This window comes from Zhihengliuella flava (assembly GCF_015751895.1).
GTDB lineage: Bacteria > Actinomycetota > Actinomycetes > Actinomycetales > Micrococcaceae > Zhihengliuella > Zhihengliuella flava.
In genome coordinates, this window is record NZ_JADOTZ010000001.1 from 445,606 (window position 1) to 468,241 (window position 22,636).

The following is a 22,636-nucleotide window of genomic DNA, read 5'->3' on the forward strand; positions in this document are numbered from 1 at the left end:
TCTAAGCTCCCATGTCGCGGGCCAACAAGTCGTCTTCGGTCTCCCGCCGGATCATCAATCGCGTCTGCCCCTCACGCACCGCCACGACAGCAGGGCGGGCTAGGTAGTTGTAGTTGCTCGACAGGGCCCAGCAGTAGGCGCCCGTGGCGGGCACGGCGATCAGGTCGCCGGCAGCGACATCCTCCGGCAGGTAGACGTCCCGCACGACTATGTCACCGGACTCGCAATGCTTGCCAACTACACGAGAAATAATTGCGTCAGTTTCCGTCACACGACTCGCCAGCGTGGCGGTGTAGTCCGCTCCATAGAGCACGGGGCGCGCGTTATCGCTCATGCCACCGTCAACGGAGACGTAGCGCCGTGGCAGGGTCCCCCCGTCGTGTTCCACCGCAACCGTCTTCGTGACGCCTGCCTCGTAGACGGTCATGCCCGCGGGCCCGGAGATCGCCCGGCCCGGCTCGATGGAGATCCGAGGGCACCGAATGGGTAGTTCCGCGATGGTCGAGCGGACGACGGCGGCCAACGCCTCGGCGAGTTCGCTCGCGGGCCGTGGGGTATCCGCCTCGGTGTAGGCAATGCCATGGCCACCGCCCAGATCCAATTCAGGAAGTTCGACGCCGTGCTCATCAGCGATGGCGGCCATAAACCGCAGCATTTTTTGGGCGGCGACGGCAAAGCCGTCCGCTTCGAAGATTTGCGATCCGATGTGGGCGTGCAGCCCCACGAGATTCAGGCGTGGGTGGGACAGCGCCGCGGCCACGGCGCGCTCGGCGGGCGAGCCATCGCCGTCGTCCACCATGGACAGGCCAAACTTTTGATCCTCGTGGGCCGTCGCAATGAACTCATGCGTCGAGGCGTGGACCCCCGGGGTCAGTCGGAGCATGATGTTGGCCCGCTGGCCCGTGGCCTCGGCCACGCGGCCGATGCGCTCCAACTCGTCCAAGCTGTCGACGACGATGCGGCCCAGACCCAACTCGAGAGCCATCTCAATCTCAGCGATCGACTTGTTGTTTCCGTGCAGACCCAACTCTGATGCGGAGACCCCAGCGCGGCGCGCGACAGCGAGCTCGCCGCCCGAGCAGGTGTCCAGACGCAGTCCTTCCTCCGTGACCCAGCGGGCGACGTCGACCGTCAGGAAGGCCTTGGACGCGTAGTAGACGTCGACTCCCCCACAGAGGTCCGCAAAGGCCGCATTAAAAGCGTCACGAAAAGCAACGGCCCGAGCGCGGAGGTCTTCCTCGTCGATGACGAAGAGGGGTGTGCCGAATTCGCGGACGAGGTCGGTGACGCCGACGCCCGCGACGGTGAGCTCACCCGAGCTCGACCGACGCGTGTGGGCAGACCAAATCTTCTCCTCCAGCGCACTGGTGTCTGCGGGGAAGCTCAACCATGCCGGGGCGAGAGGCGATGCGGGCATGCGTTACATCCTCTCCGGTGCGGTGACACCGAGCAGGTGCAGGCCGTTGGCCAGCACCTGGGTGGTGGCGTCGTTCAACCACAAACGGGTGCGGTTCAGGTCGGTCACGCTCTCATTACCCTGCGGGGCCACACGGCAGGCGCCGTACCAGCGGTGGTAGGCGCCGGCCAGCGACTCGAGGTAGCGGGCAATGCGGTGCGGCTCGCGGAACTCGGCGGCCGAGGCCACCTGATTCGGGTACTGGGCCAGCAGGGCCAGCAACTCGTTCTCCGTCTCGTGGGTCAGCAGCGCGGCGTCGAATGCTGTACGGTCTACGCCCTTCTCGCCGGCGTTACGCGCGGCCGCGCAGGAGCGGGCGTGCGCGTACTGGACATAGAAGACCGGGTTGTCGTTCGTCTTGGACTGCAGCAGCTCCGGGTCGATAGCAATGGGTGAATCGGCCGGGTAGCGGCCCAAGGAGTAGCGCAGCGCATCGGCACCGAGCCAGTTGATCAGGTCACGCAGCTCGATGATATTGCCGGCCCGCTTGGACAGCTTGGCGCCGTTGACTGAGATGAGCTGACCAATGAGGATCTCGATGTTCGCTTCGGCGTCGTCACCCGCGCAGGACGCGATGGCCTTCAAGCGGCCAACATAGCCGTGGTGGTCGGCGCCGAGCAGGTAGATCTTCTCTGTGAAGCCGCGGTCCTTTTTGGACAGGTAGTAGGCGGCGTCGGCGGCAAAGTACGTCGGCTCACCGTTGGCGCGGATCATCACGCGATCCTTGTCATCGCCGAAATCCGTGGTGCGCAGCCAGACGGCGCCGCCGTCGTCGAACACGTGCCCTTGCTCACGCAACCGATCCACCGCCTGGCCCACGGCGCCGGAGGCATGCAGGGTCTGCTCCGAGAAGTACACGTCGAATTCGACGCCGAAGTCGCTGAGGGTCTGCTTAATGTCGGCCAGCTGGGCCTGGTAGGCCAGCTCGCGGATCACCGGCAGAGCCGCCTCGGCGTCGAGGTCGCGGATGTCCGGGCGCTCGGCGAGGACGGCGTCGGCGAGTTCGCGCACGTACTCCCCGGGGTATCCGCCCTCGGGCACCGGAAGGTCGTGCATGCGGTTGTAGACCGACTGGGCAAAGACGTTCATCTGGTTGCCCGCGTCGTTGATGTAGTACTCACGGGTGATGCTGGCGCCCGAGGCGCGCAGCACGCGGCCGATCGAATCGCCGAGCGCGGCCCAGCGGGTGTGACCGATGTGGAGCGGTCCCGTGGGATTCGCGGAAACGAACTCGAGGTTCACCACGCGCCCGGACATCGAGTCATTTCTGCCGTAGGAGTCGCCGGCCTCCACGATGGTGCGGGCGAGCTCGCCGGCCGACGCGGCGTCGAGCGTGATGTTCAAGAAGCCGGGACCTGCGATGTCGACGCTCGCGATGCCCTCGGCCGACTCCAGACGGCCCTTGAGGAGCGTAGCGAACTCGCGCGGATTCATGCCGGCTCGCTTGGCCAGCTGCAGCGCGACGTTCGTGGCCCAGTCGCCGTGATCGCGGCTCTTCGGGCGCTCAACCTTCACCGTGTCCGGCAGGTCGACCGAGAATTCGCCCGCAGCAACGGCGTCGGAAAGGGCATGGGAAATGGCGTCGGAAAGCTGTTCTGGTCTCACCCGTCAAGGATAACGGCCCGGCCCGCCCGGTGCCGCATTGCGGCGGGCCCAGCCGTCCCGCGGCGCGCCGGGCCACCTCGGTTCCACGTGAGCGCCGAGTTACTGCTAAGCTCTTCTAGGTCCTGATGCGAACAGCTGATGGCACGCCCTCGTAGCTCAGGGGATAGAGCGTCCGTCTCCGGAACGGAAGGTCGAAGGTTCGAATCCTTTCGAGGGCACCCACCGATTCAGCGGTAGCTGAAGCACACGAGCCGCGGGGCGGAACCTTTCTTGGTTCCGCCCCGCGGCTTTCTTGTGGGCACTTCTCGACTATTGAAGCATCGTCTTATCGTCGAGCTGGGCGCCCTTGATCTTTTCGAACTCGCCGAGCAACCCCTTCACGGTCATCTGGGCCTTTTCCTCAGCGTTCAAGTCCAGAATGATCTGGCCGTCGTGCATCATGATCAGCCGGTTGCCGACCTGCAGCGCCTGCTCCATGTTGTGCGTCACCATGAGCGTGGTGAGCTGGTGGCGCTCCACGATCTCGCGGGTTAGGCGCGTCACGAGCGCGGCACGCTGCGGGTCAAGAGCCGCTGTGTGCTCATCCAGCAAGAGAATCTTGGGCCCGGTGAGCGTGGCCATCAGCAGGCTCAAGGCCTGTCGCTGCCCGCCCGAGAGCAGGCCCACCTTCGTCTTCAAGCGCTTCTCGAGGCCCAACTCGAGGCTCTTGAGCTCCTCCATAAAGCGCTCGCGCTTGGTGGTCGTCACACCAGTGGCCAGGCCGCGGAAGGTCCCGCGCCCGAGTGCGAGGGAGAGATTCTCTTCGATCGTCATGGTCGGGGCCGTACCGGCCATCGGATCTTGGAAGACCCGGCCCAAGTACTTGGCGCGTTTGAAGTCGGCCAGCTTCGTGACCTCTTGGCCGTCGATACTAACGCTGCCAGTATCCGGAAACAGTTTTCCCGCCACCATGTTCAGCACGGTCGACTTGCCAGCACCATTGGAACCAATCACAGTCACGAAGTCGCCCTCGTGAAGCGTCAGGTTGATCCCGCGCAGCGCCTTGCGTTCGTTGACGGTACCGGGAAAGAACGTCTTGTTGAGGTCTTTAATCTCAAGCATTCTGCTTCGCCTCCTGCTGCGATTCGGACGTCTCGTCGATGGCCGAGCTCCCGCCGAACCGGGAGGTGATCTGAATTCGCGATCCAAGCTTCTTGAAGAACTTGAGCTGCGGCAGGATCAGTGCCAGCACCACGAGAACAGCCGAGATGAGCTTCATGTCATTCACCTCAAGGCCGGCGCCGAGGGCGAACTGAATCACCACGCGGTAGATGACGGCACCAAAGACGACGGCGAGCGCAGCGAGCCAGATCCAGCGCTGCGAGAAGATCGCCTGACCGACGATGACGGATGCAAGGCCGATCAGGATCAGGCCGATGCCCATACCGATGTCGGCGTACCCCTGAAACTGCGCGATCACGGCACCGGAAAGAGCCACGAGGCCATTGGACAGGGCCAGACCAAGGATTTTCTGGTTGTCCGTGCTCACACCGAAGGACCGGATCATTTCCGGGTTATCGCCGGTGGCGCGCATGGCCATGCCTACGTCGGTGTGCAGGAACCAGACGATGAAGGCGACGGCCACGAGGCAGCCGACGAACAAAACGCCGATCGAGACCCAGCTACCGAGCAGACCGTTGTCCCGCAGCGGAGAGAGGACGGTGTCCTCGCCCAGCAGGGGCACGTTGGCCTTGCCCATGATGCGCAGATTGATGGAATAGAGGCCGATCATGGTCAAAATACCGGCGAGCAGGCCGTCGATATTGCCCTTCGTGTGCAGGAGGCCGGTGATGACACCGGCCGCTGCTCCCGCGAAAAAGGCGCAGATCGTGGCGAGGACGGGGTTGGTCCCGTTGACGATCAGGATGGCTGCGGTGCCGGCGCCCGTGGTGAAGGAGCCGTCGACCGTCAGGTCGGGGAAGTCGAGAATGCGGAACGTCAGGTAGACGCCGAGGGCCATGATCGCGTAGATCAGTCCCAGCTCAACCGCTGTGATCATGGGTGGATCCTTGTGTTGTCTTACGTGCTGCAGCGTCAGGTGCAGTCGGTGGCATAGTGCGCGGCCGGGGCGTTGAAGACGGCCCGGCCGCGCTCAGAGGCGGCGCGATTCGGCCGCGTCGGGGCTTACTCTTCGGTGGCTTCGTAGACCTCGGCCGCCTCGTCCAGCAGTTCCTGGGGCACCTCGAGGCCCAAGTTCTCTGCCGCAGCGGTGTTGACGTAAAGCTCAACCTCTGACAGTTCCTCGACCGGCATCGTGGCCGGATCCTCGCCCTCGAGAATCCGCACGGCCATCTGCGCGGTCTGCTCGCCGAGCTTCTCGTAGTTGATGCCATAGGTAGCCAACGCGCCGCGCTTGACGGACTCGCCGTCGGCGGAGATCACGGGGACCTCCTTATCGCCAGCAACCTGAAGCAGGCCTTCCAGCGCAGAGACCACCTGGTTATCGGTCGGCACGTAGAACGCGTCCACGTCGAGGCTGGCCGCGGCCTGCTGCACCTCGGAAGCGGCTGAAATGGCCGTCTCTTCGATGGTGAGGCCCAGTTCCTCTGCCGCTTCCTTGGCCCACTTGACCTGAACCTCGGAATTTACCTCACCGGAGGAATACACGATGCCGACCGACTCGGCGTCCGGCGCGAATTGCTGGATCAGCTCAAGCTGCTCCATGACCGGGTTCTTGTCGCTCGTGCCCGTCACGTTGGCACCGGGCGCCTCAAGGGAATCGACGAGCTTGGCTTCGACGGGATCGGTGACGGCGGAGAACAGCACCGGTACGTCAGAGAGAGCCTGAGCGGAGGCCTGAGCCGAAGGAGTGGCGATAGCGAGAGCTAGGTCCAGATCGCCATCCGCGGCAAACTGACCCGCAATGGCGGTGTTCGTCGCCTGATCGGCCTGGGGGTTCTGCTCGTCGTACTCGACGTCCTCGTAGCCGGCGGCCTCCATGCCGGCCTTGAAGCCCTCGGCGACGGCGTCAAGCGACGGGTGTGTGACGAACTGGTTGATGCCGATCTTGATCTCTTCACCGGCCGCGCCTCCCGAGCCATCGGCCGGCTCTTCGGAGCCGCCGCACGCGCTCAGGACGAGAGCCGACGCCGCCAGGCCAGCGGTCAGCTGGAATGCTTTTGCGAGTTTCATGGTGGTCCTTTCCACGCGGGGCGCCTCGCCCCCGACTGAAGCCGAGTCGTCGTCGACTCGTTCACGAACAACGCCACCGTCTCTCGGCGGTGGGGATTCATGCTTGGTACTCCAGCATCCTACCTGTGCTGAACATCACTTTGAATCACGTATCGGCCCGGTCTTGGACCTTTTTCTGCTCCATCGCACGATGTGACGACAGATTGGATCTCAGAGGCCGCCAAGTTCCACTGATCATCTCCAGCAGGGGCCAACTTGCATGCGGGTCACTGGACGAACCGACTATTTGACGCCGCTCGGCGGGCTCTGCCTCGGAACTCTGTTCAAGCAGCCGGAGTGGCGCTAGATTGTGGTGGGCTGACAGGCCCGACAACGTTTTGGAGGGCACATTTTGGTGGATCAGGTCCGGTCGCCGCGGCGAAGCAGCTCACCAACCTCACGGCACACGACGGCACGGCGGTGGGTGCGCACGAGTCTGGCCTGTTGTTTGGCGGTCTGGCTCTTCATCGCAGGAGTCTTTCCGGCACGCGCCGCCGATCCGCTGTTTGAAACCGCACCCCCGGTAACAGTGGAGCAGACCCGAACGACGGGACACACGGCCTTATTGACCAACCGTTCGCGACCGATCTCCCCCTCACGCTACGTTCCATCCCACCTGACGAGCGTCTACGGCGTGTATCTCACGGCGCCTGCCGCGTCGGCGCTGCGAGACTTGGTCGGAGCAGCCAGCCGCAACGGTCACTCGCTACGCGTCGTCAGCGGTTATCGCTCCTACGATCGGCAGCAACAGCTCTATAACGCCTACGTATCCCAGTACGGCCAAGCGTATGCGGACAGCATTTCTGCCCTGCCCGGCACCAGCGAACATCAACTGGGCTTAGCCGTCGACGTCGGATCGCTCAGCGGCTCCTTCGGCTCGTCCCCCGCCGGACGCTGGGTGGCTGCTCACGCGCACGAGTTTGGGTTCGTCATTCGCTACCCGCAGGGGCTGGAGCACATCACTGGATACCGGTACGAACCGTGGCACCTGCGGTACCTCGGCAAACCGCTGGCCCAGCATCTGACGTCGTCCCGCTATCCGACCTATGAACAGTATGTCTCGGCGCTGACCACGTGGGAGGCTACGCCCCGCCCCGATACCGTCGGGCACACGTTCAAGCGTTCCATCGACTGGCTCTACTCCCAGCACATCACCGGCGGCTACTCGAATGGGCTGTTTGGACCGGATGATCCCGTAAGCCGTCTGGAGATGGCAACCTTCCTGTACCGCTACGCCAGCCGCTACCCCGCCGCGCAAACCGGGGCGCCCCCTACTCAGCCGCCGTACGTGGGTATCGGGATCGACCATTCCTACGCGGAGGAACTCGGGTGGTCCAAGCGTTGGCGCATCGCGAACGGATACACGGACGGCTCCTTCGGCACCGGCGACCCCATCACCCGTGGCCAGCTGGCCGCGTTCCTCATGAATTACGCGGAGAATGTCCACGGCGTTTCCGCACCCGAGCCTCCTCGCTCCTCGCCCTTCACGGATGTTCGGCCCGGCGGTGCGCACTACGAAGCCATTACTTGGCTGGCCTCCACCCGAATTACGGGCGGCTACGCTGACGGGGCCTTCCGGCCCTGGAAAACGACGACGCGCGGCGAAATAGCCGCCTTCCTTCAGCGCCTCGATACGTACCTACGCCATCACGCTTCAGCGTAGGAGTCGCGCGGCGGCTCATGTGCGCCGATAGACTGGTCGGACCATGGCTCTCACCCTGACTTATCCCGAATCTCTGCCCGTCAGCGCACGCCGCGAGGACATCACCGAAGCCATCCGTGAGAACCAAGTGGTGGTGATCGCCGGCGAGACGGGCTCCGGTAAGACGACGCAGCTGCCCAAGATGGTGCACGAGGTTTTGGAAGCCGAGCGCGCTGGCCAGAAGAGCGCGCGCCGCCGCGGACAAATCGGCCACACGCAGCCACGGCGCATTGCGGCGCGCTCCGTTGCGGAGCGCCTGGCCGAAGAGACGGGCGTGAAGATCGGCGAGGAGATCGGTTACCAAGTCCGCTTTACGGGCGAAGTCTCCCGGGCGACCCGCATCAAGGTCATGACGGACGGCATTCTGCTCGCCGAGATCCAACACGACCGCCTCCTCCGCCGCTACGACGCGATCATCATCGATGAAGCCCACGAGCGCAGCCTCAACATCGATTTCCTGCTCGGATACCTCAAGCAATTACTCCCCCAGCGCCCTGATCTCAAACTCATCATCACCTCGGCCACCATCGATCCGGAACGATTCGCCCGTCACTTCGGAACGCCATCGGACAACGCGGCAGCCGAGGACGGCGTCGTTCCGGCACCCATCATTGAAGTGTCGGGACGCACCTTTCCCGTGGAAATTCGCTACCGCCCACTGAACGCGGCGGCCCCCCAGGAACAGGATGGGCTCGAATCCCACACGGCCGAAGACGATCGCGATCCACTCGATGCCATGTCCGATGCGGTCGATGAACTGACGGCCGAGGACCCGGGCGACATCCTCGTCTTCCTCTCGGGCGAGCGCGAGATCCGCGATGCGGCCGATGCGCTGCGCGCCAAGGTCGCCGCGTCCAACCGCCTGCGCGGAACCGACGTGCTGCCGCTGTTTGGGCGCCTCTCCATGGCTGAGCAGCACCGGGTCTTCTCCCCCGGCGCGAACCGACGCATCGTGTTGGCGACCAACGTCGCAGAAACCTCGCTCACCGTCCCCGGCATCAAATACGTGATTGATGCCGGCACGGCCCGGATATCTCGCTATTCGCATCGCACCAAGGTCCAGCGCCTCCCGATCGAGCGCATCTCCCAGGCCAGCGCCAACCAGCGCTCGGGCCGCTGTGGCCGCGTCTCCGACGGCATCGCCATCCGGCTGTATTCCGAGGAGGACTTCACCTCCCGCCCCGAATTCACCGATCCCGAAATCTTGCGCACCAACCTCGCCGCCGTCATCCTGCAGATGACGTCCATGGGCATCGTGTCCTCCCCCGCCGACGTGGCCGCTTTTCCGTTTGTGGAGGCACCTGACGCTAAGGCCGTGAACGACGGCGTAACCCTCCTGCGCGAGCTCGGGGCCGTGACGAGTCGAGGCGACGTCAAGATCACGAAGATTGGACGGCAGCTAGCCCAATTGCCTCTCGACGTGCGACTCGGGCGCATGATCGTCGAAGCGGGACGCCGCGGGGTGGCCAAAGAAGTCATGGTTCTCGCCGCAGCGCTGACCATTCAGGATCCGCGCGAACGCCCCAGCGAGGAAACCGGCCTGCGCACCCAAGCGGCAGAATCGCATGCACGCTTCAAGGATGAACGCTCCGATTTTTCCTCATTCCTGTTGCTGTGGCAGTACCTACAGGAACAACAGAAGGAACTGTCCTCCTCAGCCTTCCGGAGGATGTGTAAGCGGGAATTCATCAACTACCTGCGGGTCCGCGAGTGGCAGGACCTCTTTGCCCAATTGCGCCAGCTCGCCAAGCCACTCGGCCTGACGCTCACCTCTGGCCCCGTCGACCCTGTCGGGACTGAAGAGCCCGTGCACCAGAGCCTGCTCGCGGGCCTGCTCGGACACATTGGCCTGTGGGACGAACGTCAGCGCGAGTACGCGGGCGCCCGGGGCACGCGATTCGCCATCTTCCCCGGTTCGGCGCTCTTCAAGAAGCGGCACGAGTGGGTCATGGCCGCCGAGCTCGTCGAAACCTCCCGACTCTGGGCGCGGACAGCCGCCGTCTTCAAGCCGGAATGGGTCGAGGAAGTCGCCCCCGACCTCGTGAAACGCAGCTACTCGGAACCACACTGGTCCCGCAAGCAGGGCTCCGTCATGGGGTATGAAAAGGTCACGCTCTTTGGCGTACCCCTCGTGGCGCAGCGCCGCATTCAGTACCGACGCGTCGACAAACGCGCCGCGCGTGAGCTCTTCATTCGCCACGCCCTCGTTGAGGGGGACTGGCGCACGCGCCACACATTCTTCCATCGAAACCGCAAGCTACTCGCTGAAGTCGAGGAACTCGAGAGCAGGATGCGCCGCCGCGACCTGCGCATTTCCGACGAGGACTTGTTTGAGTTCTACGCTGCCCGCGTCGGCGAGGACGTGACGAGCGAGCGGCACTTCGACCGCTGGTGGAAGCAGGCTCGCGCGAAAGATCCATCACTGCTCGACTTCGACCCGGACGCGGTCCTCGCCGTGAATGCCGACGACGTCGACGAGTCCGCCTACCCCACCAAGTGGCGCCACGGCGACCTCGAACTGGACCTCACCTACGATTTCAATCCCACCGCAGCCACCACCACCAGGGGGACGGGCGGTCACGGAGCGGGCCCGGGCCAGGCGCTCCCCCGCGACGGCGTGACCGTCCGCGTGCCGGTCCTGTTCCTTAACCAGCTGGATCCGGAGAGATTCCGCTGGCAAGTCCCCGGCCTGCGCACCGAGCTCGTCACCGCGCTCATCAAGTCGCTGCCGAAGCAGGTCCGCAAGAACTTTGTGCCGGCGCCGGACGTTGCCGCGCAGGCGGTCGCCGCCCTGACCACGGACTTCGACGCCGCAACAGACCGCATGGAGGAATCACTCGAGTTGGCGCTGCGCCGGCTGCGCGGATTCGTCATCCCGCCGGGTTCGTGGGACTGGTCGGCGGTGCCCGCCTACCTGCTGCCGACCTTCCAAGTGGTGGATAGTCAAGCCAAGATTGTGGGCGAGAACAAGGATCTGGCCGGGCTGCAGGAGCGCCTCGCCGACGCCAACCGTTCGGCCCTCGCCGCCTCGCTCGGTGCCGGAGGCGAACGATTGGCGGCCTTTGCTGGGGAGCACACCGGGAACGGAAAGACCGGCGGCACCACGCCTCGAGCCGCTCGGCCTGCCCCCGCCGCCTCCACGACGACTGCAGCGGCGCACGGCCAACGCGCGACGTCGTCGCCCGCCCCGTCAACTACTCGCTGGGAGGCCACCGGCCTGACCACCTGGACCGACGCGCTAGGATCCGCAGGCACCATTGAACGGAAGGTCAGTACCACGGTGGCCGGACAGACCGTGACTGGCTTTCCGGCGCTGATCGATGCTGGCTCCAGCGCGTCGCTCACGGTCTTCCGCAACGAGGCCGAACAGCTCGCGGCCCACCGTGGCGGCGTGATCCGCCTCCTGCAACTGCGCGTTCCGTCGCCCAACCGCTACGTCACCGATCACCTCAACAACCGGGAGAAGCTGGTCTTCACGCAGAATCCGCACGGTTCGGTGGATTCGCTCATCGCTGACTGTGCTGATGCGGCGATTGACAGGCTCGTGCCCGAGGAATTGCCGTTCACGCAAGCCGCGTTCGATGCGCTCTACGAGCACGTGCGGGCCGAGCTGATCGACACGGTCTTTTCCGTCACCGCGATCGTCGCGGACGTCCTAGACTCCGCCCGGCGCATCGAAAAACGCATCAAGAAGTCGTCCTCGCTGGCCCTCATGCATGCCTTGGCAGACGTCCGGGCCCAGCTCGAACAACTGGTGTACCCGGGCTTCATCGCGGCCACCGGGTATACCCAGTTGGCGCACTTGCCCCGCTACCTCAAAGCCATCGAGCTACGCCTCGACAAATTGGAAGGCGGCGCCGTCACGCGCGACAACCAGCACATGCTCGCCGTGCAAGCCCTCGAGGATGAGTACGACGCCGCCTTGGATCGGGTGCCAGCCGGCGCCCGAACTCCCCCGGCGCTGGCGGCCGTCAAATGGATGATCGAGGAACTGCGCGTCAGCCTGTTTGCGCAAGAGCTCGGCACGGCGCACTCAGTGTCCGCCAAGCGCATCCGCACGGCTTTGCGCCAAGCGACAGCGAGCTAGTCCGCAGGAACGGCCGTTCCGTGGCCGTCCTCGCGCAAGCCGCTGCGAAGCCGCTCCGCAGCTACGTCGAGCGCTGCGGCGTCGGCATCGCCACGGGGATTCGCGAAGTCGTAGTCAGCCATGGAATTCACGGGCCACACATGCACGTGGAGGTGCGGGACCTCAAATCCCATGATGGTGGTACCAGCGCGCTCGGACCCGAAGACGCGCACCTGACTCGCGCCGATCTTCTGGGCTACCGCTGTGATCTTGGCGTAGAGCCCGGCGTCGGCCTCCGTCCACTTGTCCACGTGGGCCCGGGGAACGACGAGCACGTGGCCGTCCGTTTGCGGGCGCACGTCGAGAAACGCCACGACGTCGTCGTCCTGCCACACAAATCGGGCCGGAATCTCGCCCGCAATGATCTTGCTAAACAAAGTGCTCATAGCCGCATCCTAGGCGAGGCGGCGGGGTTCCAGCACCTATGGATCGTTCCATTGCTGCCCGCCCCACCACGCTTGGTAGGCTAGAACCGTTCTCAATTTTGGAGCTCACCGCCCCATCACCGCGTCAGGAGCCTCTTCAGCATGACCAACTCTCCGTCCGGCGCCACGCGCGTGACGAAGCAGCGCTTGGCCGTCAGCGGCGCGCTGGAGGAACTTACGGACTTCGTCAGTGCCCAGGAGCTCTACCGATGGCTGCACGAGCAGGGCCACAAGGTCTCGCTGGCCACGGTGTACCGAATTCTGCAGTCCATGGCGGACGACGGCGCAGTGGACGTGTTGCGCTCAGGAGATGGCGAGGCCGTGTACCGGCAATGCGCGGTGGAGGCCCACCATCACCACATTGTGTGCCGGTCCTGCGGCACGGCCGTGGAGATCGAGGCACCCTCGATTGAAACCTGGACGCGGCAGATCGCAGCGGAACACGGTTTCACTGCCCCAGGCCACACGATCGAGATTTTTGGCCTCTGCCCAGACTGCACAGCGGCCGCGGGTGCCTCCACTGAGGACCACCCAGCACAGACCTAGGCCGCGGCCGCCACCTGCTTCCGGCGGCGAGTCCGCGTACGCCGGTAGGCGATGATGCGGCACACCACGTAGATTGCAAAAGAAATCGTGGTCACGTACGGGCTGATCGGCAGCCTCCCGGCCAGGGCCAACATGATGCCGCCGACCACCGATGTGCACGCGAAGAGAACGGACAAGACGACGGACAGCCCTGGACGCGCGGTGATCCGCAGCGCCGCGGCCGCGGGAGTAATCAGCAGGCTGAGCACCAGCAAGGCACCAACAATCTGAATCGACAGCGCCACCGCGAGCCCCAACAACACCATGAAGGCGGCTGAGAGCCAGCCGGCCGGGACGCCGCGGGCAGCCGCCACCGCAGGATCGACGCTGACGAACGTCAACGGTCGCCACAGGATGATGAGCCCCACAATGACGATCACGGAACAGGCCGCGAGCAGGCCCAGCTGCACGTCGTCGACGGCGACGATTTGGCCGGTGAGTAGACCGAACTTATTGGCACTGCGGCCTTGATACAGGGCGAGGAACAGAATGCCGAGGCCCAGCCCAAAGGGCATCATGACGCCGATGATGGAATTGCGATCCTTGGCGCGCGCGCCCATAATCCCGAGCACCAGGGACGCCACAATGGACCCGATAATGGACCCGCCCACCACGTTGGCACCGATCAACAGGGCGAAGGCGGCACCGGCGAAACTGAGCTCCGCGATGCCGTGCACGGCGAAGGCCATGTCCCTCATCATGACAAAGACGCCAATCAGCCCGCCGACCACCCCCAGCATGGCACCCGCAATGATGGAGTTCGCCACGAGCGGGAGCAGCTCGGAGTAATTCTCGAACGTAAAGATGGTGTTGAAGAGTTCATTCGGCGTCATCGCAGGTGCCCTTCGTCGAGTGCGTCCGAATGACCCGTTCCGTGGGGGTGTTCCACGGCCTCGGGGATGCCAAGGACCACGATCCGCCCGCGCGTGCGGAAGACCTCGATGGGGCTCTGGTACAAATCGGACAGCACCTCGGAGGTCATGACTTCGTCGACGGTGCCGATGTGGAAGCGGCCACCGGCAAGGTACAGCACACGATCGATATTCTGCAGGATCGGATTGATTTCATGCGTGACAAAGACAACGGCGGCGCCATGATCACACGCTTCGTGATGAATCATCGACGTCACGGCCCGCTGGTGGTGCATGTCCAAGGACAACAACGGCTCATCGCACAGCAGAAGGTCCGGGTTGTCGGCCAAGGCCTGAGCCGCCCGCAGGCGCTGTTGCTCTCCCCCGGAGAGAATGCCAACGGGCTGGTCCGCGTAGTCGGACGCCCCCACGCGTTCCAGCAACGCGTCCACGGTCCGATTAATCTGCCGGCGATGAAAGAGGCGAGGCCCCCAGCGATGGCCGTCGATTCCGAGTGCCACAAGGTCCCTTGCACGCAACGGGGTGTCCTCGGCGAACGTCTTTTGCTGCGGAATCGTTCCGATGCGGCGGGACCCCGCGCGGGCGGGCTTGCCCGCAATCTCGACGGTTCCGGCGGAGAGTGGCCGCAGGCCAAGGAGGACCTTGAGAAACGTGGACTTGCCGGAGCCGTTCGGCCCGAGGACGGCGAGGAACTCACCGGGAGCCACATCGAGATCGAGCCCCTCCCACAACACTCGGTCGCCGAAGGCCATGCTCGCGCCGCGTAAGCGGATCGCGGGCGGTGTCTCACTCGGCAAGTGCATCCTCCAAGGCGGTCAGGTTGGCATCCATCCACTCAATATAGTCCTGCTGCTCAGGCAAGGTCTCCGTAAATTCAACCACGGGCACGCCTGCGGCCTCGGCGGCCTCGCGGGCGGCCTCCGTTTGCGGGCTCGAGGTCTGCGGATTGTAGGCGAGAACGACGACGTCGCCGCCGTCGAGGAGTTCTACCAGTTCGCGCTGGATCAGCGGTGCCACGTCGTCACCGTGCTCGATCGCCTCGCTGTATCCCTCGGGCGTCGCGTTAGACAAGCCCGCTTCCTCGAGCAGGTAGTACGGCACCGGCTCGGTCATCGCGTAGTCGCCGTCGATGCCTAGCCCGCTCTGGCGTTCTTCAAGTTCCGCCAAGCGGTCCGAGAATTCCTGACGATTGGCCTCGAAGGTCTCCGCCTGCTCGGGCTCTAGTTCGCTGAGCCGCTCGGCGATGTCGGTGGCCACCGCGTCCATGACGTGCAAGTCATACCACACGTGCTCGTTGTACTCGGCGTGGTGGTGCCCGGCATGCTCGTCGGCGGTTTCCTCGGCGTGGTCGTCGCCGTGATCGTGCTCGTCGCCGTGGTCATCGTCATGGCCCGCACTCTCGGCAGCCTCTTCCTCTGCGTGCTCGTGGGCAGCCTCGGAATAGTCCACCGCGGTCACCACCTGATCGTCCGCCAGGCCCAGATCCCCGACCAGCTGGTCCATGTAATAGTCGTACCCGCCGCCGTTGGCGACCACCAGGTCCGCTTTGGAGAGCGCCAGTTTGTCCTGCGCCGTCGCCTCGTACGAGTGCGGGTCCTGCGCCGTCGTCGTCACGATCGACGTGAGCTCAACAGCGTCGCCGGCGATTTGCTCCACGAGGTCCCCATAGACGCTGGTGGAGGCCACGACGCGCGTGACGCCGTCGTCCGCCGCCTGCTCGGACGACTGGCCTGCGGCACCGCAGGCGGACAGAGCGAGGGCGCCGACGGCGGCGGACGTAACGGCGAGGGGAAAACGGGAGCGGGGCACGAACTGGCCTACCTTTCACACACCGCATGCCAAGAGATGCGGACGTCTTGAGTCAGAAGGAGTGCGACGATGCGCACCACTGCACCCTACCCTAAATGCGAATCGTTTGCATTTTCACGGGGTGGGTGCCGACGCCGCATTCGCCGACCCGTTGCGGCGACGCTCCCCCTGCGCCTGAGTAGCGTCGCGGATTTCGCCCACCAACACTTCGATGACGTCCTCCAAGAACAGGATTCCGCGCGTGGCACCCTCAGAATCGATGACACGGGCCAAGTGCGACCCCGTTCGCTGCATGACCGAGAGGGCGTCCTCCACCTCCGTCAGGCCGGACAAGTTGGCCAGGGTGCGCAGGCGCGTCAGGGGAATGGCCTCATCGGACCGATGCGGCGGGATACTCATGACATCCTTCAAGTGCAGGTAGCCCGCCAAAAGGTCCTCGTCATCGCGCATGACGAAGCGGGAGAACCCGGTCCGCCCGACCGCCCGTTCGAACTCGTTCGGCGTCGTCGTCGCGGGAAGACTGACCAGGTCATCGAGCGGCACCATTAACGTCTCGGCCGTATACCCCGAGAACTCGAGCGCGCCCGAGATCACGCCCGATTCGTCCTCCACAAGCCCCTCCCGGCGCGACTCCTCGACGATGTTTTGGACCTCTTCTAGGGTGAAACTCGACGCCACCTCGTCCTTCGGTTCGACCCGCATTGCGCGCAGCAAGTGGTTGGCGACCCAGTTGAGGCTGGCCACCACCGGATGGACCAGCCGTGCCAGACCCAGCAACGGCGGGGCCAAGACCAGCACCGAGCGGTCGGCCACCGAGACGGAGATGTTCTTCGGCACCATTTCGCCGAAGGTCACGTGAAGGAACGTGACCAACAACAGCGCGATGACGAAGGCCACGGGCGACGCCAGCGAGTCGGGCACGCCGAGGGTATGCAGCGGCTCCGCCAAGAGGTGGTGGATGGCCGGTTCGGCAATGTTGAGGATCAACAATGAGCACACGGTGATGCCGAGCTGGGCGACAGCCAGCATCAAGGAGACGTTCTCCATGGCCCGCAGGGCGGTCGCCGCCGGCTTACTGCCCGCGTTGGCTTTAGGCTCAATCTGGCTGCGGCGGGCGGTCATGACGGCGAACTCGGCCCCCACGAAGAAGGCGTTGCCCAAGAGCAGGACGACGAGCCAGACGATTCCCATCCAGTCACTCATGCGGCCACCTCCGGACCTTCGGCGTGGTGCACGGGAATGTACCGCAATCGCTCGACGCGGCGCCCTTCCATGCGAACGACGACGAGTTGGCCGCGCTCCAGATCCACGCAGTCTCCGACGTCCGGAATGCGCCCGAGTTCCGCCATCATGTATCCACCGGCCGTCTCGTAGGCCCCGTCCTCAGGGATAGTGAGGCCGGCAATGTGATCGCCGATCTCATCTGGCCGCAGCATCCCGGGGAAGTACCAATCACCGCTGGCCGCTTGCAAGACGCCCGGCATCGTGCGGTCGTGCTCGTCGGCCACTTCGCCCACGATCTCCTCGACGAGGTCCTCGAGGGTGACCATGCCGGCCGTGCCGCCGTACTCATCCAGCACCATGGCCACCTGCAGATTAGCCTCACGGAGTTCGGCCAGCAGCGAATCCAGATGGACCGTCTCCGGAACGGAAATGATCTCCGACATGACATTAGCGGCCACGAGACCGTGACGACGCTCGCGCGGCACGGCGACGGCCTTCTTGATGTGGCAAACACCCAACACGTCATCCGGCGACTGGCCAATAACCGGGAACCGGGAGAAGCCCGTCCGGCGCGCCACCTGAATGATGTGTTCGAGGGGATCTTCAGCCCGCACGGATTCCATGCGGATGCGTGGAGTCATGACGTCCGCCGCCGACCGTTCGGCGAAGCGCAGGGAGCGTGACAGAAAGTTCGCTGTTTCCTGATCAAGCGTTCCCAAGTCGGCCGAGCGCCGGACCAGAGAAGCCAGCTCCTCGGGGTTACGGGCACTGGAGAGCTCCTCCTTGGCCTCGAGGCCCATCAGACTCAGGATCCAATTCGAGAATCCATTGAGCACCACGATGGCTGGCTTGAAAACCGCGGTGAACAGCAGCTGCGGGCGGGCCAAGGCCTTGCCCACGACGAACGCTTTGGCAATGGCCAGGTTTTTCGGCACCAACTCACCGATCAGCATCGAGAGTAAGGTAGCCAAAACCATGGCGACGATCAGCGCGGCGGGCCCCGCCGCGGCGTCGAACCCCCACGCCTCGAACACGGGCGCTAGGAGACGCCCGACGGAGGGCTCCATGACATAGCCAGTCAACAGCGTGGTGAGGGTAATTCCCAGCTGGCAGGACGACAGCTGCGTGGAAAGAGTCTTCAGGCAACGCAGGAGCGGCTTCGCACCACGATCACCGGCATTAATCGCTGCCCGCACCGTCGTCTGGTCGAGGGCGACGAGAGAGAACTCAACAGCTACAAAAAATCCTGTCCCGAGGATCAGGAGGAGGCCGAAGCCGAGATAGAGCCACTCCATTCAGCAGCCCGTTTCCAGCGACGGCGGCGCGCTGCGGCGAAAGCTCGGTCTAGAAGGCTCCGCGCTGGCTGCGTCGGCAGCGGGTTGGTCGGTCAGAGTACACAGGGAGGCGCCGGCGCTGGTGGCCGCGGAATGAACGCGCGCGGCCGGCCGGCTCAGAGAGTGACTGTCCATAAGAATCCCCAGTGTACGCAATCAGGATGAATGTGGGTATGGGGACGCGGCCCTGTCCCCGGGCCTGGGGCGTGGGCGGCCGCTCGCCGCGGGAACCAGACCGCTCACGACATGGCTGCAGATAGATTCGCAACTGAACGACGGAAGTCACTAGACTGACCGGAGGTCTAAGACTCACGCCCCGCACCACGTTCGCGGGGTCAACGCGGCGAGGCTATTCAAGGAAGAGGCGTATAGACGTGCCAGATCAACCGCACCACCGGCTGACCGAAGAATTCGGCGGAAACGAATGGCTCGTTGATGAGCTATATCAGCAGTACCGCCGGGACAAGAACTCTGTCGATAAAAAGTGGTGGGACATCTTCGAGTCCTTCGAGGAATCCGGCAACGGTGCCAGCGCGTCGTCGGCGCCACAGGCCGAGCCGGCAGCGAAGCCGGCCCCGACCCCCTCAGCCCAGAAGTCGCAGGACTCGGGCCAGTCCACTGAGCCGTCCTCCGCCACCCATGCCCGCGTCGTCGACACCACGGGCACTACCGCCGGCTCGTCCAGCGAGTCGTCCACGGGGTCCAGCAAGGAACGCCTCCCCGCCGACCCGTCCCCCGACAAGACCAAGCAAAAGTCCGCACCCAAGACGGCCCCGATCCCGGCCGAGCTGCCGAAATCGCAGGGTGAGGCGCCCACCGAGGAAGACGTGGTCAAGCCCCTGCGCGGGCCAGCCAAAGCCATCGCCACCAACATGGAAGCCTCCCTGACGGTTCCGACGGCCACCACTGTGCGCGCGGTGCCAGCCAAGGCACTCATTGACAACCGTGTCGTGATCAATAACCACCTCGCCCGCGCCCGCGGCGGCAAGGTGTCCTTCACGCACCTGATTGGCTTCGCCGTCGTTCGCGCGCTCAAGTTGTTCCCGTCCCAGAACGTGACATTTGACGACTCCAACGGCAAGCCTTCCGCTGTCCACCCGGCACACGTGAACTTCGGCATCGCCATCGACTTGCCGAAGCCGGATGGCTCGCGCATGCTGGCCGTGCCGAACATCAAGAAGGCCGAGACGCTCAACTTCTCGGACTACTGGAACGCCTACGAGGACCTGATCCGCCGGGCCCGCAATAACAAGCTGACCGCTGACGACTACGCCAACACGACCGTCTCGTTGACGAACCCCGGTGGCATCGGCACGGTGCACTCCGTACCGCGCTTGTCCAAGGGCCAAGCCACGATCGTCGGCGTCGGGGCCCTCGAGTACCCGGCCGAGTACCGCGGCGCCAGTGAGAAGACCATCGCGCGCGCCGGCGTCGGCAAGATCATCACGCTGACCTCCACGTATGACCACCGCGTCATTCAGGGCGCCGGTTCGGGCGAGTTCCTGCGCATCATCGAGAACCTGCTGCTCGGCGCAGACGGCTTCTACGACGAGATCTTCGAGGCCCTGCGGATTCCTTATGAGCCCGTGCGGTGGGTCCGGGACAACCAAGTTGATGCCGACTTGGAAGTCAACAAGATCGCCCGGATCCAGCAGCTGATTCACGCCTACCGTGTGCGCGGCCACCTGATGGCCGACACCAACCCGTTGGAGTACGTCCAGCGGCGTCACCCGGATCTCGACATTCAAACCTACGGCCTGACGCTGTGGGATTTGGATCGCGAGTGGGTGACGGGCGGATTCGGCGGCGATCAGCGCCTGCCGCTGCGAAAGATTCTGGGCGTTCTGCGTGACACGTACTGCCGGACGACCGGCATCGAGTACATGCATATTCAGGATCCCGAAGAGCGGGAGTGGTTCCAGGCGGAACTGGAACACGAATACTCCAAGCCCACGCGGGAAGAGCAGTTGCGCATTCTGGGCAAGCTCAATGCCGCCGAAGCCTTCGAGACCTTCTTGCAGACCAAGTTCGTCGGGCAGAAGCGCTTCTCGCTCGAGGGCGGGGAATCGCTGATCCCGCTGCTGGACGCCATCATTTCCGACGCCGCCGACGGCGGACTCGACGAGGTCGCCATCGGTATGGCTCACCGCGGCCGTCTGAACGCGCTCACCAACATCGCTGGCAAGACCTATGCCCAGGTCTTCCGCGAGTTCGAGGGGACCCAGGACCCTCGCTCGGTTCAGGGCTCCGGTGACGTCAAGTATCACCTCGGCACCGAGGGAAGCTACGTCTCGGACCATGGCAACGAGACCAAGGTCTACTTGGCCGCCAACCCGTCGCACCTCGAGGCGGTCAACCCGGTCCTTGAGGGAATTACCCGCGCCAAGCAGGACCGCCTCGACCGTGGCAGCGATGGCTTCTCCATCCTGCCGATCTTGGTCCACGGCGACGCGGCGTTTGCGGGCCAGGGCGTCGTGGCTGAGACCCTCAACCTGTCGCAGCTGCGCGGCTACCGCACTGGCGGAACCGTGCACGTCATCGTCAACAATCAGGTCGGCTTCACGACGGCACCGACGTCGTCCCGCTCCTCGGTCTACTCCACCGACGTCGCCAAGATGATTCAGGCTCCCGTGTTCCACGTCAACGGCGATGACCCTGAAGCCGTGGTGCGCGTGGCCCAGTTTGCGTTCAAGTACCGCCAGAAGTTCAACAAGGACGTCATCATCGACCTCGTGTGCTACCGCCGCCGCGGCCACAACGAGGGTGATGATCCGTCGATGACGCAGCCGATGATGTACAACCTCATCGAGGCCAAGCGCTCGACGCGCAAGCTGTACACCGAGGCGCTCGTCGGTCGCGGTGACATCACGCAAGAAGAGGCCGATCAGGCACTGCGGGACTATCAGGACCGGCTGGAGCGCGTTTTTGCGGAGACGCACGCCGCGCAGACGTCGCCGATCCCCGCGGTCAGCTCGGATGGCACCGTCAACGATCTGGAGCTGCCGAATGCTCAGGTGAGCGATGGCATCAACGCCCCCGCCACCACGGCGATCAGCGCAGAAACCCTCGCCCATATTGGCAGTGCGCACACGCAGATTCCGGAAAACTTCACGGTTCACCCGAAGCTCAAAGCACTGCTGGATCGCCGGGCCAAGATGTCGGCCGAGGGCGGTATCGACTGGGGCTTCGCCGAGATCGCGGCGTTCGGATCCCTCTCGATGGAGGGCGTCCCCGTTCGGCTGGCCGGCCAGGACTCCCGCCGCGGCACCTTCGTCCAGCGCCACGCCGTCTTCCACGACCGCAACACTGGCGATGAGTGGATGCCGCTGCAGCATCTTTCCGAGGATCAGGCCAAGCTGTGGATCTACGACTCCCTCCTGAGCGAATACGCCGCAATGGGCTTCGAGTACGGTTACTCCGTCGAGCGTCCCGACGCGCTGGTGCTCTGGGAAGCGCAGTTCGGCGACTTCGTCAACGGCGCCCAGACGGTCATCGATGAGTTCATCTCGTCGGCGGAGCAGAAGTGGGGCCAAAGCTCCTCGCTCGTCCTCATGCTCCCGCATGGTTACGAGGGGCAGGGGCCAGATCACTCCTCGGCACGCATCGAGCGTTTCCTGCTGATGTGCGCCGAGAACAATATGGTGGTGGCCAACCCCACGACGGGCGCCAATCACTTCCACCTGCTGCGCCGACAGGCGTACTCGCGTCCACGCAAGCCGCTGGTGATCTTCACCCCGAAGCAGCTGCTGCGCCTCAAAGCCGCGGCCTCTTCGGTGGAGGACTTTACCCAGGGCACGTTCCGCTCGGTGATCGGCGATACGGCCGACCTGTCGGCTCAGGACGTCGAACGCGTGGTCCTCGTCTCCGGTCGCCTCTACTACGATCTGGCCGCGGCACGGAAGAAGGCCGAAGACACCAAGACAGCGATCGTGCGCGTCGAGCAGTTGTACCCCCTGCCTGTCGAGGAGATTCAGTCTGAGCTAGCCAAGTACCCGAACGCCGACGTCGTCTGGGCTCAGGACGAGCCGGCCAATCAGGGCCCGTGGCCCTTCATTGGGCTGAACCTCGCCCCCGAGTTGGACCGGACGCTGCAGCTGGTCTCACGCACGGCCTCGGCCTCGACGGCCGCCGGTTCGCACAAGCGGCACGATGCGGAGCAAGCCACCCTGCTCACGCAAATTTTCGACCGCGGATAACCGAATCCACGCGGAGGGCGGGCACGACGTTCGTGCCCGCCCTTCGTGTTGCACGGCGCCACCGCGTCCACCCACTTGCTAGGGTTGAGCCA

Annotated in this window: 15 protein-coding genes and 1 tRNA gene; 5 read left to right on the plus strand and 11 right to left on the minus strand. The window is 64.5% G+C overall.

Going from position 1 to position 22,636, the window contains the following annotated elements; all coding sequences use genetic code 11:
• Window position 1: 1 nt before the first annotated feature.
• Both lysA and argS read right to left on the minus strand, forming a co-directional pair.
• Complete coding sequence (gene lysA / locus IW252_RS02120; RefSeq protein WP_196835063.1) at window positions 2-1,417, minus strand: diaminopimelate decarboxylase; 1,416 nt, start codon at window positions 1,415-1,417, stop codon at window positions 2-4.
• A 3-nt stretch (window positions 1,418-1,420) separates the two neighbouring features.
• Complete coding sequence (argS, locus tag IW252_RS02125; protein WP_196835064.1) at window positions 1,421-3,061, minus strand: arginine--tRNA ligase; 1,641 nt, start codon at window positions 3,059-3,061, stop codon at window positions 1,421-1,423.
• 145 nt (window positions 3,062-3,206) lie between these two features.
• Here argS and IW252_RS02130 point away from each other — a divergent pair.
• Window positions 3,207-3,279: transfer RNA gene (locus tag IW252_RS02130), tRNA-Arg, on the plus strand.
• Window positions 3,280-3,370: 91 nt separating this feature from the next.
• Here the strand turns inward: IW252_RS02130 and IW252_RS02135 are convergent.
• The 3 genes from IW252_RS02135 to IW252_RS02145 all read right to left on the minus strand — a co-directional run bounded on the left by IW252_RS02135 (window position 3,371) and on the right by IW252_RS02145 (window position 6,232).
• Window positions 3,371-4,162, minus strand: a complete 792-nt coding sequence (locus IW252_RS02135; RefSeq protein WP_196835065.1) for an ABC transporter ATP-binding protein — start codon at window positions 4,160-4,162, stop codon at window positions 3,371-3,373.
• Entirely contained in the window at window positions 4,155-5,099 is a 945-nt protein-coding gene (locus IW252_RS02140; protein ID WP_196835066.1) for an ABC transporter permease, read from the minus strand. The genes IW252_RS02135 and IW252_RS02140 overlap by 8 nt, the downstream gene beginning before the upstream one ends.
• A 125-nt stretch (window positions 5,100-5,224) precedes the next feature.
• Entirely contained in the window at window positions 5,225-6,232 is a 1,008-nt protein-coding gene (locus tag IW252_RS02145) for an ABC transporter substrate-binding protein (RefSeq protein WP_196835067.1), read from the minus strand.
• A gap of 487 nt (window positions 6,233-6,719) precedes the next feature.
• On the opposite strand from IW252_RS02145, the gene IW252_RS02150 reads away from it, so the two are divergent.
• Together IW252_RS02150 and hrpA are read left to right on the plus strand one after the other, a co-directional pair.
• A complete protein-coding gene (locus IW252_RS02150; protein WP_231365870.1) occupies window positions 6,720-7,934 on the plus strand; it encodes a D-alanyl-D-alanine carboxypeptidase family protein in 1,215 nt (404 codons plus the stop codon).
• Window positions 7,935-7,977: 43 nt separating this feature from the next.
• Window positions 7,978-12,060: an ATP-dependent RNA helicase HrpA gene (gene hrpA / locus IW252_RS02155; protein WP_196835069.1), complete on the plus strand. Its 4,083-nt coding sequence runs from the start codon at window positions 7,978-7,980 to the stop codon at window positions 12,058-12,060.
• Here the strand turns inward: hrpA and IW252_RS02160 are convergent.
• Entirely contained in the window at window positions 12,057-12,485 is a 429-nt protein-coding gene (locus IW252_RS02160) for an HIT family protein (RefSeq protein WP_196835070.1), read from the minus strand. The two genes, hrpA and IW252_RS02160, sit on opposite strands and share 4 nt — an antisense overlap.
• A gap of 141 nt (window positions 12,486-12,626) precedes the next feature.
• On the opposite strand from IW252_RS02160, the gene IW252_RS02165 reads away from it, so the two are divergent.
• Window positions 12,627-13,070 carry a Fur family transcriptional regulator gene (locus IW252_RS02165; RefSeq protein WP_196835071.1) on the plus strand — a complete coding sequence of 148 codons (444 nt, stop codon included), beginning with the start codon at window positions 12,627-12,629 and terminating at the stop codon, window positions 13,068-13,070.
• Here IW252_RS02165 and IW252_RS02170 read toward each other — a convergent pair.
• From IW252_RS02170 to IW252_RS02190, 5 genes are all read right to left on the minus strand, one after another.
• On the minus strand, window positions 13,067-13,942 hold the full coding sequence (locus tag IW252_RS02170; RefSeq protein WP_196835072.1) for a metal ABC transporter permease: 876 nt from the start codon (window positions 13,940-13,942) through the stop codon (window positions 13,067-13,069). The genes IW252_RS02165 and IW252_RS02170 overlap by 4 nt on opposite strands.
• Window positions 13,939-14,733 carry a metal ABC transporter ATP-binding protein gene (locus tag IW252_RS02175; RefSeq protein WP_231366111.1) on the minus strand — a complete coding sequence of 265 codons (795 nt, stop codon included), beginning with the start codon at window positions 14,731-14,733 and terminating at the stop codon, window positions 13,939-13,941. The genes IW252_RS02170 and IW252_RS02175 overlap by 4 nt, the downstream gene beginning before the upstream one ends.
• Window positions 14,734-14,767: 34 nt before the next feature.
• A complete protein-coding gene (locus IW252_RS02180; protein ID WP_196835074.1) occupies window positions 14,768-15,790 on the minus strand; it encodes a metal ABC transporter solute-binding protein, Zn/Mn family in 1,023 nt (340 codons plus the stop codon).
• Between the two features lie 114 nt (window positions 15,791-15,904).
• A complete protein-coding gene (locus tag IW252_RS02185) occupies window positions 15,905-16,993 on the minus strand; it encodes a hemolysin family protein (RefSeq protein ID WP_196835075.1) in 1,089 nt (362 codons plus the stop codon).
• Complete coding sequence (locus IW252_RS02190; protein ID WP_196835076.1) at window positions 16,990-18,309, minus strand: hemolysin family protein; 1,320 nt, start codon at window positions 18,307-18,309, stop codon at window positions 16,990-16,992. Before IW252_RS02190 ends, IW252_RS02185 begins: the two co-directional genes overlap by 4 nt.
• Window positions 18,310-18,722: 413 nt before the next feature.
• Here IW252_RS02190 and IW252_RS02195 point away from each other — a divergent pair, with 413 nt between their 5' ends.
• Window positions 18,723-22,544, plus strand: a complete 3,822-nt coding sequence (locus IW252_RS02195) for a multifunctional oxoglutarate decarboxylase/oxoglutarate dehydrogenase thiamine pyrophosphate-binding subunit/dihydrolipoyllysine-residue succinyltransferase subunit (RefSeq protein ID WP_196835077.1) — start codon at window positions 18,723-18,725, stop codon at window positions 22,542-22,544.
• The last annotated feature ends 92 nt before the right edge of the window (window positions 22,545-22,636 follow it).

Coding starts and splice junctions, on each gene's coding strand:
- lysA (WP_196835063.1), bottom strand. CDS start 1,417: ATGCCCGCATCGCCTCTCGCCCCGGCATGGTTGAGCTTCCCCGCAGAC.
- IW252_RS02140 (WP_196835066.1), bottom strand. CDS start 5,099: ATGATCACAGCGGTTGAGCTGGGACTGATCTACGCGATCATGGCCCTC.
- hrpA (WP_196835069.1), top strand. CDS start 7,978: ATGGCTCTCACCCTGACTTATCCCGAATCTCTGCCCGTCAGCGCACGC.
- IW252_RS02160 (WP_196835070.1), bottom strand. CDS start 12,485: ATGAGCACTTTGTTTAGCAAGATCATTGCGGGCGAGATTCCGGCCCGA.
- IW252_RS02185 (WP_196835075.1), bottom strand. CDS start 16,993: ATGAGTGACTGGATGGGAATCGTCTGGCTCGTCGTCCTGCTCTTGGGC.
- IW252_RS02175 (WP_231366111.1), bottom strand. CDS start 14,733: ATGGCCTTCGGCGACCGAGTGTTGTGGGAGGGGCTCGATCTCGATGTG.
- IW252_RS02135 (WP_196835065.1), bottom strand. CDS start 4,162: ATGCTTGAGATTAAAGACCTCAACAAGACGTTCTTTCCCGGTACCGTC.
- IW252_RS02145 (WP_196835067.1), bottom strand. CDS start 6,232: ATGAAACTCGCAAAAGCATTCCAGCTGACCGCTGGCCTGGCGGCGTCG.
- IW252_RS02165 (WP_196835071.1), top strand. CDS start 12,627: ATGACCAACTCTCCGTCCGGCGCCACGCGCGTGACGAAGCAGCGCTTG.
- IW252_RS02190 (WP_196835076.1), bottom strand. CDS start 18,309: ATGGAGTGGCTCTATCTCGGCTTCGGCCTCCTCCTGATCCTCGGGACA.
- IW252_RS02170 (WP_196835072.1), bottom strand. CDS start 13,942: ATGACGCCGAATGAACTCTTCAACACCATCTTTACGTTCGAGAATTAC.